The organism is Curtobacterium sp. MCSS17_007 (assembly GCF_003234175.2).
Classification (GTDB): domain Bacteria; phylum Actinomycetota; class Actinomycetes; order Actinomycetales; family Microbacteriaceae; genus Curtobacterium.
Window position 1 is genome coordinate 440,310 of record NZ_CP126257.1, and the last position, 14,386, is coordinate 454,695.

16 protein-coding genes are annotated in these 14,386 nt (G+C 72.4%); 12 read left to right on the forward strand and 4 right to left on the reverse strand.

All coding sequences use genetic code 11. The annotated features are described in order from the left end of the window. The first annotated feature begins 33 nt into the window (after positions 1-33). The 10 genes from DEJ22_RS02170 (at position 34) to DEJ22_RS02215 (ending at position 10,084) form a co-directional block, all read left to right on the forward strand. A complete protein-coding gene (locus DEJ22_RS02170) occupies positions 34-570 on the forward strand; it encodes a hypothetical protein (protein ID WP_111226782.1) in 537 nt (178 codons plus the stop codon). Positions 571-771: 201 nt separating this feature from the next. Further along, complete coding sequence (locus DEJ22_RS02175; protein WP_146241725.1) at positions 772-1,272, forward strand: hypothetical protein; 501 nt, start codon at positions 772-774, stop codon at positions 1,270-1,272. Positions 1,273-1,307: 35 nt separating this feature from the next. Further along, entirely contained in the window at positions 1,308-2,369 is a 1,062-nt protein-coding gene (locus tag DEJ22_RS02180; protein ID WP_146241724.1) for a peptidoglycan-binding protein, read from the forward strand. 32 nt (positions 2,370-2,401) lie between these two features. After that, positions 2,402-3,172 (forward strand): ABC transporter ATP-binding protein, encoded by a 771-nt coding sequence (locus DEJ22_RS02185; protein ID WP_111226779.1) that lies wholly within the window; start codon positions 2,402-2,404, stop codon positions 3,170-3,172. Next, positions 3,169-4,356: an ABC transporter permease gene (locus tag DEJ22_RS02190; RefSeq protein ID WP_258379595.1), complete on the forward strand. Its 1,188-nt coding sequence runs from the start codon at positions 3,169-3,171 to the stop codon at positions 4,354-4,356. The genes DEJ22_RS02185 and DEJ22_RS02190 overlap by 4 nt, the downstream gene beginning before the upstream one ends. A 78-nt stretch (positions 4,357-4,434) precedes the next feature. Next, positions 4,435-4,989, forward strand: a complete 555-nt coding sequence (locus DEJ22_RS02195) for a DUF2231 domain-containing protein (protein ID WP_111226778.1) — start codon at positions 4,435-4,437, stop codon at positions 4,987-4,989. Positions 4,990-5,138: 149 nt separating this feature from the next. Further along, a complete protein-coding gene (locus tag DEJ22_RS02200; RefSeq protein ID WP_111226777.1) occupies positions 5,139-5,927 on the forward strand; it encodes a DeoR/GlpR family DNA-binding transcription regulator in 789 nt (262 codons plus the stop codon). Then, complete coding sequence (locus tag DEJ22_RS02205) at positions 5,924-6,925, forward strand: 1-phosphofructokinase family hexose kinase (RefSeq protein WP_111226776.1); 1,002 nt, start codon at positions 5,924-5,926, stop codon at positions 6,923-6,925. Before DEJ22_RS02200 ends, DEJ22_RS02205 begins: the two co-directional genes overlap by 4 nt. A gap of 82 nt (positions 6,926-7,007) precedes the next feature. Continuing rightward, entirely contained in the window at positions 7,008-9,152 is a 2,145-nt protein-coding gene (locus DEJ22_RS02210; RefSeq protein WP_111226775.1) for a PTS fructose transporter subunit IIABC, read from the forward strand. 158 nt (positions 9,153-9,310) lie between these two features. Then, positions 9,311-10,084 carry a DedA family protein gene (locus DEJ22_RS02215; RefSeq protein WP_258379594.1) on the forward strand — a complete coding sequence of 258 codons (774 nt, stop codon included), beginning with the start codon at positions 9,311-9,313 and terminating at the stop codon, positions 10,082-10,084. A 4-nt stretch (positions 10,085-10,088) separates the two neighbouring features. Here DEJ22_RS02215 and DEJ22_RS02220 read toward each other — a convergent pair whose 3' ends face one another. Beyond that, the gene (locus DEJ22_RS02220; RefSeq protein ID WP_111226774.1) at positions 10,089-10,292 is read right to left on the reverse strand and encodes a hypervirulence associated TUDOR domain-containing protein; all 204 of its coding nucleotides are present in this window, start codon (positions 10,290-10,292) and stop codon (positions 10,089-10,091) included. Positions 10,293-10,491: 199 nt separating this feature from the next. Between DEJ22_RS02220 and DEJ22_RS02225 the strand changes: the two genes are divergently transcribed. Together DEJ22_RS02225 and DEJ22_RS02230 are read left to right on the forward strand one after the other, a co-directional pair. After that, positions 10,492-11,544, forward strand: coding sequence for a serine/threonine-protein kinase (locus DEJ22_RS02225; protein ID WP_111226773.1), 1,053 nt, complete (start codon positions 10,492-10,494; stop codon positions 11,542-11,544). 97 nt (positions 11,545-11,641) lie between these two features. After that, positions 11,642-12,265, forward strand: a complete 624-nt coding sequence (locus tag DEJ22_RS02230; protein ID WP_111226772.1) for a phosphoribosylanthranilate isomerase — start codon at positions 11,642-11,644, stop codon at positions 12,263-12,265. Between the two features lie 72 nt (positions 12,266-12,337). Here DEJ22_RS02230 and DEJ22_RS02235 read toward each other — a convergent pair whose 3' ends face one another. From DEJ22_RS02235 to DEJ22_RS02245, 3 genes are all read right to left on the reverse strand, one after another. After that, entirely contained in the window at positions 12,338-13,096 is a 759-nt protein-coding gene (locus tag DEJ22_RS02235; RefSeq protein ID WP_111226771.1) for an HAD-IIB family hydrolase, read from the reverse strand. An 89-nt stretch (positions 13,097-13,185) separates the two neighbouring features. Next, a complete protein-coding gene (locus DEJ22_RS02240; protein ID WP_111226951.1) occupies positions 13,186-13,587 on the reverse strand; it encodes an acyl-CoA thioesterase in 402 nt (133 codons plus the stop codon). A gap of 133 nt (positions 13,588-13,720) precedes the next feature. Next, positions 13,721-14,314: a nitroreductase family protein gene (locus tag DEJ22_RS02245; protein WP_111226770.1), complete on the reverse strand. Its 594-nt coding sequence runs from the start codon at positions 14,312-14,314 to the stop codon at positions 13,721-13,723. Positions 14,315-14,386: the final 72 nt, after the last annotated feature.

The window sequence follows — 14,386 nt, forward strand, 5'->3', positions numbered from 1 at the left end:
CGGCGAAACAGCCCTGGCGCTGGAGTGGGCCGCATGAACGACACCAGCGCAACCGTCCGTCCGCTCCACCGCACGCTCCTCGCCGCCGCCGCCCTGCTGGTCGTCGGCGGAACGCTGGCCGGGTGCTCCGCCAGCGGGGGCACCTCCGGTACCAGCGGCCCGACCGGGGGCGCGACCACCTCTGCGAAGGCCACCACGTCCGCGAAGGACCGGAGCCTCGCGATCGACGCCTGCCTGCGCGACAAGGGGTACGACGTGTCCGATGAGCGAGTGTCCGATTCGGGCAGCGGGTTCTCCATCCCCGAGGGTGCCGACCAGGACCGGTTCCTCGCAGACTCCGAGGAGTGCGCCGGTGACGCTCCGGGGAGTGCGGCGGCCGGAGCTGCCTCCGGCGCGCAGGTGCAGGACCTCGGCCCCGCGTTCGCGAAGTGCGTGCGGGAGGGCGGGTTCGACGACTTCCCGGACGACCCCGAGGCGCAGGCCGAGTACACGCCGATCGACGCGCACGGGTACCAGGAGTGCGTCGAGGCGTGCATGGACGAGCACCGACCGACGCCGTCCGGACACTGAGCCCGCTGCGGCCTGTCGCAACGGGAAGCCCCGACCGGGCCTCCCGACCCGAACGCCCCCTCCGTCAGCCGGAGGGGGCGTTCGCCGTGCTCGCGCACGGCTCTGGCGGGCCCCTCGGCGCTGCTGTCGGGTGGTGCTGTTTCGTCAGTGCAACGCGGCCGGCACACCTCCGGAAACACCCCGTTGCCGAGCATGGTCGACATGAACACGACATCTCGATCCACACGGCTCCTCGCCGCGGCGCTCGTCGTCGCCGCACTCCCGTTCGGCCTCGCCGCCTGCTCGTCCCAGGACACGACATCGGACGCACCGACGACCGCACAGGGCATCGGAGCGAAGTGGTCCGCCTGCATGCGTGCCGGCGGGTTCGAGGTCGCCGACGCCTCCGACGACGAGGTCCGTTCCGGAGTCGTCCGTTCCCCGGAGGGCGCCGATGCCGAGGCCTGGGAGGAACGCGCCGGCACCTGCTCGCAGCAGCTCGGCATCGAGGGCACCAGCGACCAGCAGGCCCAGCAGTGGGAACGCGAGTACGCCGCGGTGGCGTCGTGCATCCGTGAGAACGGCTACGACGACTTCCCGGAGCAGCAGCCCGGGTCGATCAACACCGGTGACTACCCCCGCGCCACCGAACCGCGGTTCGACGAGGTGTTCCAGGAGTGCCTGCGCGAGCACGCACCGAGCACCCGGACGACCGGCCGGTGAGCGGGGCAGGACGGACCGGGCAGGAGGAGCACGACATGACCACCACGAAGTGGACGACCCGGCGGGCGGTCGTCGCGGGCGTCTGCCTCGTCGCCGTGCTCGGCGCGGGCAGGGCCACCTGGGCACTGCTCGACACGGGCCACGACACCGCGTCGGCCGAGACGACGCACGAGCGGAGGACGACGGCCCCGGTGACGAAGCAGACACTGACGGACCAGCAGGTGTTCGCCGGCACGCTCGGGTTCGGGCAACCGGTCGGCCTCCCCGGCGCCGCCACCGGCACCCTCACCTGGCTGCCGTCGCCCGGTCAGGTGATCCACCGCGACGAGCCGCTCTACGCCGTCGACGAGCGCCAGGTCCGTTCGATGCACGGCGCGGTGCCGCTGTGGCGGTCGCTCGAGTACGGCCGTCGGGGAACCGACGTTGCTCAGCTGAACAGCAACCTCGCCGCGCTCGGGTACTCCGTCGGCGAGGACGACGTCTTCGGGCCGCGGACCCTCAGGGCCGTCCGGCAGTGGCAGCGGGACCGCGGGCGGACCGTGACCGGCGTGTTGACGGCGGACGACATCGCCTTCGTCGACGGCGACGTCCGCGTGGACTCCGTCGTCGGGCAACTCGGACAGCCCGCTGCTGGCGCAGACGGCGACGTGCTCGAGGTGACGAGCACCGAGCGGGTCGTGACCAGCACGGTGCGGCAGCAGGACGCCGACCGGGTGGCGGTCGGCACGGAGGTCAGCGTGCGGGTGAACGGCGTGGGCGACCCGATCCACGGTGACGTCGTCGACGCATCGCCGGCGCCCGACGAGGGAGACGGACCTGCGCAGGTCCTGGTCACCATCGCGTTGGAGCAGGGCGACCGGGAGCTGCCGACTGCCGCATCGGCCCAGGTCACAGCGGCGGGCAGGACCGAGGAGGACGTCATGACGGTGCCGGTCGCGGCGCTCGTCGCCGGGGCGCGCGAGGACGAGTACGCCGTCGACGTGGTCCGTGGATCGACGACGAAGCGGGTACGGGTCGACGTGGGCTTCGTCGCGGACGGGCGTGCCGCCGTCACGGGCGGCGTGCACGAGGGCGACCGGGTCGTGGTGCCCTCGTGAGCGCCGCCGACCGTGGAGTACCAGCCGACCCGGTGGTCGCGCTCCGCGACGTCGTGAAGACCCACGGCGACGTGCACGCGCTCCGCGGGGTCTCGCTCGACGTCCGTGCCGGCGAGCTCGTCGCGGTCGTCGGCCCCTCCGGGTCGGGCAAGTCGACGATGCTCAACATCGTCGGCACGCTCGACCGGCCGACCTCGGGAACCCTGACGATCGCCGGGAACCGCGTCGACGCGATGCGCGACGACGACCTGTCCGCGCAGCGGGCGGAGCACATCGGCTTCGTCTTCCAGCACTTCCACCTGCAGGCCGGGGCGACCGCCACCGAGAACGTCGCCGACGGGTTGCTCTACACCGGGACCCCCCGACGGGAACGGCAGCGCCGTGCCGTGGCCGCCCTCGAGCGCGTCGGTCTCGGGCACCGGGTCGACCACCGCCCGCACGAGCTCTCCGGCGGGGAGAAGCAGCGCGTGGCCATCGCGCGGGCGATCGTCGGGGAGCCGACGATCCTGCTCGCCGACGAACCGACCGGCGCGCTCGACACGGCATCGGGTGCGGCGGTGCTCGAGCTGCTGCGGGAACTCAACGCGGCCGGCACCACCGTGCTCGTCATCACGCACGACCTCGAGCTCGCAGCTGCGCTCCCGCGTCAGGTCCGGATGCGGGACGGCGCGGTGCAGGAGGACGCGCAGGGGGTCCCGACCGACGCCCGGGTGCTCGCCGAGACGATCCGCGCCGACGGCACCGGGCTCGTCGGCGCGTACGGCTCGTCCGGCGGCACCGCAGACCGGGGATCGGGCCGGTGATCCGCCGGAACGCGGTCGGCGCCGCCGATCTGCTGCGGCTCGGCCTGTTCGGTCTGCGGACCCGTCCGACGCGGGTCGTGCTCTCCGCCCTCGGCATCGCGATCGGCATCGCCGCGATGATCGCGGTCGTCGGCATCTCGTCGTCGAGCAAGGCGAAGCTCGACCAGGTGCTCGACGCCCTCGGCACGAACGTGCTCACCGCGACGAAGGCACAGGGGTTCGGGGAGACCCCGCCCCTGCCGGAGACCGCGGTCGCGTCCGCCCAGCGGCAGGACGACGTCCTCGCGGCGGCCGGGGTCGGCAAGGTGGAGCAGGGGTACGTCTACCGGAACCCCTTCGTGTCACCGCTCGAGACGAAGGGGCTCGGCACGATGGCGGCGTGGGGCGACGTGCCCGCGGTCCTCGGTGGTCGTACGGCCTCCGGACGCTGGCTCGACACCCGACCGGACGCCGTCGACCAGGTGGTGCTCGGCTCCGAGGCTGCGGCGGCGCTCGGGATCGACCACGTGCGTCCCGACAGCCGTGTGTGGACGGGTGGGCGGTGGATCCAGGTCGTCGGGGTGCTCGAGCCGATGCAGCTCGCGCCCGACCTCGACTCCCAGGTCTTCGTCCCGCTCGGGACCGCGCGACGGCTCGGCTTCACCGGGAACCCGTCGGCCGTCTACACGCGCGTCGACCCCGAGCGGGTCGCCGAGGCGCGGGACGTCCTGGCTCGGGCGATCCACCCGGACAAGCCGAGCACGGTCGGCGTCACGAACCCGTCGGACGCGCTCGCCGCCAAGAACGCGACCGATGACTCGTTCACCGGGCTCCTGGTCGGGATCGGCGGGGTCGCGCTGCTCGTCGGCGGGATCGGCGTTGCGAACACGATGGTCATCACCGTGCTCGAACGGCGTGCCGAGGTCGGGGTGCGTCGGGCGCTCGGGGCGAGGCGACGGAACATCCGCGACCAGTTCCTGGTCGAGTCGCTGCTCCTGTCGTTGCTCGGCGGTGTCGTCGGCGTCGTGGTCGGGATCGGGGTCACCACGGTGTTCGCGATCGTGAACGGCGCCCCGGTCGCGGTACCCCCGTGGGCGGTGGTCGGCGGGCTCGGGTCGACCGTGGTCATCGGCGGGGTGTCCGGCATCTACCCGGCGGCGCGTGCGGCCCGCATCCCACCGACGTCGGCGCTCGCCGCGGTGTGAGCCGCAGGACGCACCGACTGGAGGCCCGGTGCCGGTTCCTGGAACCGGCACCGGGCCTCCAGGCCTAGGGTCCAGGGCATGCCTGAGCTGCCGATCCTGCGTCGCCTCACCGACTCCATCGAGCACGCCAGCGTGCTCGACAAGGCCGTCGACCTCGACACCCGTGCGGTGCGTGCCGTCGCCAAGCCGAAGGCGCTGCGGCAGCTGCTGCACGGTGTGCCCTTCGGACACCCGCTGCACCCGCTCATGGTGCAGGTGCCCCTCGGCGCGTGGATCTCGGCGTCCGTCCTCGACGCCATCGGCGGGAAGGGGAACGCACGTGCCGCGCAGACCCTCACCGGCGTCGGGATCGCATCGGCCGGGGGCGCGTCGCTCGCCGGGTACGTCGACTGGTCCGAGCTCTCCATCGAGCAGCGCCGGACCGGGTGGGTGCACCAGGCCGTGAACTGGGTCGGCATCACGTTCTTCGGACTCTCCTGGTGGCAGCGCCGGAAGGGCAACCACGCTGCGGGCAAGGCCCTCGGCCTCGTCGGCCTGGGTGTCGTCAGTGTCGGCGGCTACCTGGGCGGGCACCTGTCGTACCGGCAGCGCGCCGGCATCGGTTCGAGCGACCGCGTGCCGTACGACGACTGACGGCCCGCTCGACCGCCCCGGGAACGCCCGATCTGCTCCGGCAGGTCGGGCGTTCCTTCGTTCGTGTTGGTTTCGGGAAGAAACGGTTGCGTTCGTGTGACTTTCGGACGTACAGTTCCTGGAACCAACGAGAACGAAGGAGTTCGGGCATGTACGCAACCGAGCGGCAGGACGCCATCGCCGCCACGCTGCAGTCGGCCGGGCGGGTGTCCGTCGCCGACCTCGCCGAACACTTCGACGTGACGACGGAGACCGTCCGCCGCGACCTCGACGCACTCGAGACCGCCGGGGTCCTGCGCCGTGTGCACGGGGGAGCGGTGCCCGTCGGCCGCTCCAGCGTGGTCGAGCTCTCCGTCGCCGAGCGCGAGGGGCAGCACGGCACCGCGAAGACGGCGATCGCCCGCGCCGCGATGCGCCTGGTGCCGTCGACCTTCACCGGTTCGATCGCCCTCGACGCCGGCACCACCTGCGCGGCCGTCGCCGCCGAGCTGGCCCGCTGGGAGCCCGCGACCCCGGGCGCGACCCTGACCGTCGTCACGAACTCGGTACCGATCGCCGCCACCCTGCAGCACAGCGGGCACGTCGAACTGCACCTGCTCGGCGGCCGGGTGCGCGGGGTGACGAGCGCCGCGGTCGGCACGGCCACCGTCGAGCAGATCGGTGCGCTCCGCCCGGACATCGCCTTCGTCGGCACGAACGGACTCTCCGCCGGGTTCGGCCTGAGCACGCCCGACGAGTACGAGGCCGCCGTGAAGGGCGCCTACGTGCTCGCGGCCCGTCGCAGCGTCGTCCTCGCGGACGCCGCCAAGCACGGCGTCGAGGCGCTCATGCGCTTCGCCCGCCTCGACGAGGTCGACACCCTCGTCACCGACCAGGAGCCCCCGGCGGACCTCGCCGGCGCGCTCGCCGACGCCGACGTGGAGGTCGTGGTCGCATGAGCAGCACCCGCATCGTCACCGTGACGCCCAACCCGTCCCTCGACCGCACGATCGAGCTCGGCGGCGAACTGCAGCGCGGTGCCGTGCAGCGCGCCGTCCGCACCACGGCCGAGCCCGGCGGCAAGGGCGTCAACGTCTCCCGGGTCGTCGTCGCGAGCGGCGGGGACACCCTCGCCGTGCTGCCCGGCGACGAGCTCGACCCCGTGCTCCTCGGCCTGGCGACCCGGGGCATCCCGACCGCCGCGCTGCCGATCGGGGCCCCGCTGCGCTCGAACGTCACCGTCACCGAGCCGACCGGCACGACGACGAAGCTCAACGAGCCCGGCCCCTCGCTTGCCGGACGGATGGACGACCTTGCCGCGCTCGTCGCCGACGCTGCCGGCCCCACCCCGACCGGTCCCGCCGCCCGCTGGGTCGTCCTCGCCGGGTCCCTGCCGCCCGGCCTGCCCGACGACGCGCTCGCCGTGCTCGTCCGCGCGGTGCGTGCGCGGCACGGTGACACCGTCCGCATCGCGGTCGACTCGTCGGGCGTCCCCTTCACCGCGCTGCTGCAGTCCGGGGAGCGGATCGACCTGGTCAAGCCGAACGCCGAGGAGCTCGCCGAGGTCGTCGGCGGCGACCCCGAGGTCTACGAGCAGGACCTCGAGGCGGCCGTCGCCGCTGCCCACCGCCTGCGCGCCAAGCACGTCGACACCGTCCTGCTCACCCTGGGCAGTGCGGGCGCCGTGCTCGTCTGCGGCGAGGGCAGCCACGTCGCCGCAGCACCCCGCATCGTCGCCCGCTCGACGGTCGGCGCGGGTGACTCGTCCCTCGCGGGCTACCTGCTCGCCGAGGTCGCCGGGGCCACGGCCGCCGAGCGTCTCGCCCAGGCCGTCGCCACGGGAGCCGCCGCGGCGGCCCTGCCCGGCAGCGACGTGCCCGCCCTCGACCACACCGACCCCGGCAGCGTGACCGTCCGGACCCGGCACACGACGCAGGTCCCGGCGCCGATCGCCTGACCGATCCCGCAGCACCACCCCCGCCACCACTCCACGAACCAGCACTGCCCGCGCCACGGCGCCACTGCAAAGGAGCAACCCCATGTCCGCAGACACGACGCAGCGCCTCATCAGCGCCGAGCTCGTCGGCCTCGACGAGGACCTCGGCGCGACGTCGTCCGACGTCATCCGTGTGCTCGCCGACCGCGTCGCCGCGACCGGCCGCGCGGCCGACGGCGCCACCCTGGCCGAGGACGCCATCAAGCGCGAGGCGAGCGTCGGCACCGGTGTGCCCGGCGGCATCGCGATCCCGCACGCCCGGTCGGCCTCGGTGTCGAGCCCGACGCTGGCGTTCTCGCGCCTGGCGCGGAAGGTGCCGTTCGGCGCGCCGGACGGCGACGCCGACGTCGTCTTCATGATCGCCGTGCCCGAGGGGGCCGACAAGGACCACCTCACCGTCCTGTCGACCCTCGCCCGGGCGCTCATCCGCGAGGACTTCACCGCCGCACTCCGCGCCGCCGCGACCCCGCAGGAGGTCGTCGACCTGGTGCAGCGCGAGGTGGGCGGCGAGGTGGCCGCAGCCGGCGTCGGGGGCGCGAGCAGCGCCTCCGGGACGACGACGACCACGACGGCCACGACCGCCGCGATGGCAAGCGCGCCGGGCGCCGCTGCCGGAGCCGGCGCGACCGGTGCCCGCAAGGTCATCGTCGGCGTCACCGCGTGCCCGACCGGCATCGCGCACACCTACATGGCCGCCGATGCCCTCGTCGCCGCCGCCGAGCGCGCCGGTGCCGAGATGCACGTCGAGACGCAGGGCTCCTCGCAGGTCGAGCCGCTCGACCCGGCGCTCATCGCCCGCGCCGACGCCGTCGTGTTCGCGGTCGACGTCGACGTCCGCGACCGCAACCGCTTCGCCGGCAAGCCGCTGGTGTCCGGACCGGTCAAGCGCGGTGTCGACGAGCCCGACGCGATGATCGCCGAGGCCATCCGAGCAGCCGACGACCCGCACGCCGCGCGCGTGCAGGGCGGTGCCGCGATCGCGACCGAGTCGAACAAGGCCGACGAGCACTTCGGCCAGGCGCTCAAGCGCTGGCTGCTCACCGGTGTCTCCTACATGATCCCGTTCGTCGCGGGCGGCGGTCTCCTCATCGCCCTCGGCTTCCTGCTCTCCGGCTACGCGATCGCGCTGCCGCACGGCGACTCCGGCCAGAACAACGCCGTCTACACGCTGACGAACTACACGCTGCTCAACCTGCCGCCGGAGGGCCTCGACTACTACCTCGGCGCAGCGGCCTTCCAGATCGGCGGGGTGTCCCTCGGGTTCCTCGTCGCCGCGCTGGCCGGGTACATCGCCTACGCCATCGCCGACCGTCCGGGCATCGCGCCGGGCTTCGTCGCGGGGTCGATCGCCGTCTTCATGAACGCCGGCTTCCTCGGCGGGCTCGTCGGTGGTCTCATCGCCGGTGCCGCCGCGTACTGGATCGGTCGCATCCCGACCTGGCGCTGGCTCCGTGGCCTCATGCCGGTCGTGATCATCCCGCTCTTCGCGTCGATCATCGCCTCGGGCCTCATGCTCCTCGTGCTCGGCGGCCCGATCGCGTGGCTCATGACGCAGCTCACCAACTGGCTCAACTCGCTCAACGGCGCCTCGGCGATCCTGCTCGGTGTCATCCTCGGCCTGATGATGGCGTTCGACCTCGGTGGCCCGGTCAACAAGGTCGCCTACTCCTTCGCCGTCGCCGGGCTCGGTGCCGGCACCGCGACGAACGTCGTGCCGTTCGAGATCATGGCCGCTGTGATGGCAGCCGGCATGGTCCCGCCGCTGGCCCTGGCCCTCGCCTCGACCGTGCTGTACCGCAAGGGCTTCACGAAGCCGGAGCGCGAGAACGGCAAGGCCGCGTGGCTGCTCGGTGCGTCGTTCATCTCCGAGGGCGCGATCCCGTTCGCCGCGGCCGACCCGCTGCGCGTCATCCCCGCCTCGATGGTGGGCGCCGCGATCACGGGTGCGATCTCGATGGCGGCGGGCGTGACGTCGCGTGCCCCGCACGGCGGCATCTTCGTCTTCTTCGCCATCGGGGACATCCTGATGTTCATCGTCGCGATCCTGGCGGGCACGGTCGTCTCCGCGCTGGTCCTGGTCGGCCTGAAGAAGTGGGTGCGCAAGTCGCCGGCGGCAGAGTCCGCCGCCGCCGAGCAGGCAGCGGTGGCCGGCGAGACGGTCGGCCAGCGCGCACCGGCCGCGGCGTAGCTGTCGGCACCACCTGACGGACGGGAGGCTCGTGGCGGATCCGCCACGGGCCTCCCGTCCGTCGTCGTGCCGGGCGGTCCTGCGCTCCGTCGGGCCGTGCGACGCCCACGTCTCAGCGCGCACCGCGATCTGTCAGGACGCTCAGGGACACTGGCGGCATGACGACCGCCCTCACGCTGCCGCCGACCCCGCCCGCGATCACCACCGCAGCGGGGTCCCGACCCGAGGGCACCGAGGACCTCGGCGGGCTGTCGGGCTTCGTGCTGCAGCTCATCGACGCCCTGGGGGAGTGGGGCGTCGCGCTCATGCTCTTCGTCGAGACGGTCTTCCCGCCGATCCCGTCCGAGGTCATCCTGCCGCTCGCGGGCTTCCTGGCCGGAGCGGGGCAGATGAACCTCGTGCTCGTGCTGCTGCTCGCGACGCTCGGCTCCTACCTCGGAGCCCTCGTGCTCTACTGGCTCGGTGCCGTGATCGGGTTCGAGCGGACCGTGAAGCTGCTGGGTCGGCTGCCGCTCGTCGACGAGGACGACTTCCGCAAGGCCGCCGACTGGTTCCACCGGCACGGCAAGAGCGCCGTGTTCTTCGGTCGCTTCGTGCCCATCGTGCGCAGCCTGATCTCGCTGCCCGCCGGAGCCGACCGCATGCACCTGGTGCCGTTCTCGGTCTTCACGATCATCGCCAGCGGCATCTGGAACAGCGCACTCGTCCTGCTCGGCGCGGCCTTCGGCACGCAGTACGACAAGGTCGAGCAGTACACCGAGTGGATCGACCGGGTGCTCTACGTCGCGATCGCGGTCGTGGTCGTCACGTTCGTGGTCCGGCGCATCCGCCGGGTGCGCGCAGACCGGGCGGAGCAGCGGGCGGCGACGCAGGACGGCGCCAGGGCCGGAGCCGCCCGCGGACGCCGCCGTGCGACGCCCGCGAACGACTGACGGGTCACTTCTTCGTGAGGGCCGACTCCTTGTGCGCGGCCTTCTTGCCGGACTTCTCCGACTCGACGATCCAGTACGGGTCATCGTCCGTCGGCTTGAAGTCCTGACCGTCGAACGTGAAGTCCTTCGTCTTCCGCTCGACGAGCTTGCCGGTGGTCGTGCCCTGCGAGGTGTTCCAGTGCACCTCGTCGCCCTTCGACAGCGCCATCCTGTCCTCCTTGCGTAGTCCGTGCGGTTGCGTGACCCCGGACGCTACCCCCGTGCTTCCGCGCAAACACGGGGATCTGTCCCCCATCACGATGTCGTAACGCCCGAGCGGGAACGAAGTGGGACGCGTACCGTTGGTGGGGAGTCAACTCGTCGGCGTCTGCCGCGGTCCCGATGGCTCCCGACGATTGACGAGCACCATGACCCTGGTCGACAGCGCACGAGCGGACACGGTCCTCGCGTCGCGCTACCGCCTCGTCAAGCTCATCGGCACCGGGGGCATGGGATCGGTCTACGAAGCCCGTGACGAGCACACCTACCGCGCCGTCGCGGTGAAGCTCTTCGCGACACCGGACTCGATGACGACGGCCGACCGGGTCCGCCAGGAGCGCGAGATCCGCCTGCTCAGCATGCTGTCGCACCCGGGCCTCGTGCCGCTCTACGACGCCGGTACCCACGAGTTCGAGGACGGCCCGCACCGCTTCATCGTGATGGAGCTCATCGCCGACACGACCCTCCTCCGACGGCTCGCGGGCGGGGCACTCCACAACTACGAGGTCGCCGACCTCGGCGCGCAGCTCGCCGACGCCCTGGCGTACGTCCACTCACGCGGCATCGTGCACCGCGACGTCAAGCCGGCGAACATCCTCATCAACGACGAGGGTGCTTCCGGGTTCGCTCGCTCCGTCAAGCTGACCGACTTCGGTGTCGCGCACTTCGTCGACGGCTCCCGCCTGACGAACGACGGCACGATCATCGGCACCGCGGCGTACCTGAGCCCGGAGCAGGTCGCCGGTGAGCCGATCGGCTTCGCGACCGACGTCTACTCGCTCGGCCTGGTGCTGCTCGAGTCCCTCACCGGCAAGCAGGAGTACTCGGGCACGCTCATCGAGGCGGCGCTCGCACGGCTCCGGAACGATCCCCGTGTCCCCGACGAAGTCGGTCCGGACTGGAAGGACCTGCTCACCAAGATGACGCACCGCGACCCCGCGAAGCGTCCGACGGCGGTGGCGGTGGCGAGTGCGCTCCGCGGCGGGTCGACGCAGATCACGGGTCCGGTGCCGCTCGGGCCGGAGCGCACGAAGCACAAGCGCGACCACAAGCTGCACCGCGCTGCACACCGCCACGCCAAGCGCGGCACCTTCAGCGCGGTCCGACGCTGGCGCCGCCGGAACCTGCTGGTCGGGTCGTTCGCCACGTTCGGCGTGCTGGCGGCCTGCATGGCCGCGTACGTCGCGGGCACCCTGCACTGACGACCGGTCGCACCGACCGCCGTCGACCGCCGGTCGCGCTGCGCGGTCACCGTGGGCGCGGGTCCGGACGGCCGTCGTCCCTGGCAGGATGGGGTGCATGAGCGAGCAGCGCTGGATCAAGATCTGCGGCCTGTCGACGCCCGAGACCGTGGACGCCGCCGTCGAGGCCGGTGCTGACGCGGTCGGGTTCGTCTTCGCGGCGGGCAGCCCCCGGACCGTGACCGCCGACCGGGCGAAGGAGCTCGTCGAGCGGCTGCCCGAGGGCATCGACGCGGTCGGGGTCTTCCGTGACCAGCCGATCGACGAGGTCGTCGGCATCGCGTCCGAGGTCGGGCTCACCACCCTGCAGCTGCACGGCCGCGAGTCGGTCAGCGACTTCGCCCGCGCCCGTGACGCCGGCTTCTTCACCATCCGCGCAGTGGCCGCCGACGACTACCTGCGCGAGACCGCCGAGCAGCGCGCGGAGTTCGACCACGACCTGCTGCTGCTCGACGCCGCGGTGCCGGGCAGCGGGACACTGGTCGACCCGGCGACGCTCGCGGGCCGGGTCGACGAGGCCTGGATCCTCGCTGGCGGTCTGACCCCCGCCAACGTCGTCGCAGCGGTGCAGGCGCTCGACCCCGACGGCGTCGACGTGTCGAGCGGCGTCGAGTCGGAGCGCGGTGTCAAGGACGCCGCACGCATCCGCGCGTTCGTCGAGGCGGTCCGCAGCATCCCCTGACGTGACCGCATGACGGACGGGAGGCCCGGTGCCAGCTGGCACCGGGCCTCCCGTCCGTCGTCGTCGCGCGCGTCAGCGCAGGGTGGGGATCAGGTCCGTGAGGAACGCGTCGGTGTCCTCCCACCCCGCCACCGCGTGGCAGGGGACGCCGAGGGCCTTCACCGGGTAGTCGTTGCCCTCGGGGTCGAGGCGGTCGCCGACGAAGAGCATGTCGTCGAGCGGGATCCCCGTCAGCTCGGCGAGGCGACGCATGCCGTACGCCTTGTCGATGCCCTTGCTGGTGATGTCGACGCTGGTCGAGCCACCGGAACGGACCTCGAGGTCGGGAAGCTCCGCCTGGACGAGCCGACGCAGGTGGTCCTTCTTCTCACCGGTCGGGTCCCAGCGCTTCTTCACGTCGACCGGTGCGGACTGCCCGAGCGCCGAGAAGGTGATCTGCGAGCCACGGTCCTCGAGGATCTCGCCCCAGGTCTCGGACGCCCAGTAGCCGGCGGCCTTGGCCTGCGCCTCGACCGCGGCGAGGGCACGGGCCTTCTCGTCGTCGGTGAGGTCCTCGGCGTACTGCAGGGCCCAGTCGGACCCGGACCAGCGGTAGTAGGCCGTGCCGCAGGTCGGGAGCAGGTGCAGGTCGTCGAGGACGAGCCCCTCGCGCTCGCGGAGCGGGCGCACGAGCTGCTGCTCGAACTGCTGGAAGTTCCCGCCCGAGATGACCGCGACGGGCACGGCGGCGAGCAGGGACGCGAACGTCTCGAGCATGCGCGGATCGAGCGGGGACTTCGACGGCGCGAGCGTGTCGTCGAGGTCGAAGGCGACGAGGCGGGGCGTGGGCATGACACCGATTCTGTCAGGTGCCCGTCGAGGACCGCTGGTCGTGCGCCGTCGTACGGCGCACCCGGGTCCGGTCCGGGTGCGCGCCGTCGTCAGGAGCGGTGGGCGGCGGGGACGCGGTCGCGGGCGTACGTGATGTCGGTGTAGCCGTGCGGAGCCGGATTGCCGTCCTCGTCGAGGTTCACGAAGACGACCTCGTCGATGGTCAGGATGCTGCGGTGCGTGAAGAGGTTCCGGGCCTCGGCGCGCATCGTCAGCGACGTCCGGCCGAAGCGCGTCGCGACGAGGCCGATCTCGACGATGTCGCCCTCGCGCGCGGACGACACGAAGACGATCTCGGACATGTACTTCGTGACGACCTTGCCGTTGCCGAGCTGGATGATCGCGTACACCGCCGCCTCTTCGTCGATCCAGCGGAGGAGGCTCCCGCCGAAGAGCGTGCCGTTCGCGTTGAGGTCCTCGGGACGGACCCACTTGCGCGTGTAGAAGTTCATCTCGGGCGCGGGGCCGCCGGGGTGCTGCGGGTCGTGCTGGTCTGGTCGGTGCTGCTGCTGGTCCATGTCACTACATGGTACGACGGCCGGGTCCCGTCGGGGATCCGGCCGTCGGCCCTGCTGCACGTCGTCGCTACTCCTTGACGAGGACGACCTCGTCGAGGGGCAGACGGGTGCGCGGGGCGACCTCGCGCTCGGCGGCCTTCTCGTCGAGCTGCGACGGGTCCGCCACGGTGCCGATCGCCGTCACCGTGTAGGGGAGGAACCGCTCGGGCAGGTCGAACGCGGCGCGCAGGCCCGCGGCGTCGATGCCGGCCATCTGGTGCACGTGGAGGCCCTCGGCGTGCGCCTGCACCGTCAGCGCGGTGAGGGACTGGCCGAGGTCGTACTGGGCGAACGGGCGCTCCTCGCCGTCCTCGGTGGTGGTCTCGAGGATGCCGACGACCAGGGCGCTGGCGCGGAACGCCCAGGCCGCGTTGAACCCGAGCAGGTTGTCGTTGATCTTCGCGAAGGTGTCGGTGCCACGGCGGCCGGCGATGAAGCGGCGCGGCTGGTGGTTCATCGCGGACGCGGCCCAGCGGGCGGCCTCGAGCACGGCGTCGAGCTGTGCGTCGGTCATGGTCGCGGTGTCGTCGTAGGAGCGAGGGCTCCATCGCTCCTCGAGCAGCGGCACGAGCGGCTGGCTGGAGTCGGTCGAACGGGAGAGCGTGGCGGGCGTCGAGGTCATGGTGGCTGCAACGGTAGTCGATGCGTACGCATTTCCCGGCTGAGTGACGTCACATGTGCGCACGGCTGTCGG

Bases quoted from the DNA above. Each gene is read 5' to 3' on its own strand.
- DEJ22_RS02175 (WP_146241725.1), top strand. From the start codon at position 772: ATGAACACGACATCTCGATCCACACGGCTCCTCGCCGCGGCGCTCGTC.
- DEJ22_RS02210 (WP_111226775.1), top strand. From the start codon at position 7,008: ATGTCCGCAGACACGACGCAGCGCCTCATCAGCGCCGAGCTCGTCGGC.
- DEJ22_RS02195 (WP_111226778.1), top strand. From the start codon at position 4,435: ATGCCTGAGCTGCCGATCCTGCGTCGCCTCACCGACTCCATCGAGCAC.
- DEJ22_RS02235 (WP_111226771.1), bottom strand. From the start codon at position 13,096: ATGCCCACGCCCCGCCTCGTCGCCTTCGACCTCGACGACACGCTCGCG.
- DEJ22_RS02180 (WP_146241724.1), top strand. From the start codon at position 1,308: ATGACCACCACGAAGTGGACGACCCGGCGGGCGGTCGTCGCGGGCGTC.
- DEJ22_RS02205 (WP_111226776.1), top strand. From the start codon at position 5,924: ATGAGCAGCACCCGCATCGTCACCGTGACGCCCAACCCGTCCCTCGAC.
- DEJ22_RS02230 (WP_111226772.1), top strand. From the start codon at position 11,642: ATGAGCGAGCAGCGCTGGATCAAGATCTGCGGCCTGTCGACGCCCGAG.
- DEJ22_RS02215 (WP_258379594.1), top strand. From the start codon at position 9,311: ATGACGACCGCCCTCACGCTGCCGCCGACCCCGCCCGCGATCACCACC.
- DEJ22_RS02220 (WP_111226774.1), bottom strand. From the start codon at position 10,292: ATGGCGCTGTCGAAGGGCGACGAGGTGCACTGGAACACCTCGCAGGGC.
- DEJ22_RS02200 (WP_111226777.1), top strand. From the start codon at position 5,139: ATGTACGCAACCGAGCGGCAGGACGCCATCGCCGCCACGCTGCAGTCG.
- DEJ22_RS02170 (WP_111226782.1), top strand. From the start codon at position 34: ATGAACGACACCAGCGCAACCGTCCGTCCGCTCCACCGCACGCTCCTC.
- DEJ22_RS02240 (WP_111226951.1), bottom strand. From the start codon at position 13,587: ATGAACTTCTACACGCGCAAGTGGGTCCGTCCCGAGGACCTCAACGCG.
- DEJ22_RS02245 (WP_111226770.1), bottom strand. From the start codon at position 14,314: ATGACCTCGACGCCCGCCACGCTCTCCCGTTCGACCGACTCCAGCCAG.
- DEJ22_RS02225 (WP_111226773.1), top strand. From the start codon at position 10,492: ATGACCCTGGTCGACAGCGCACGAGCGGACACGGTCCTCGCGTCGCGC.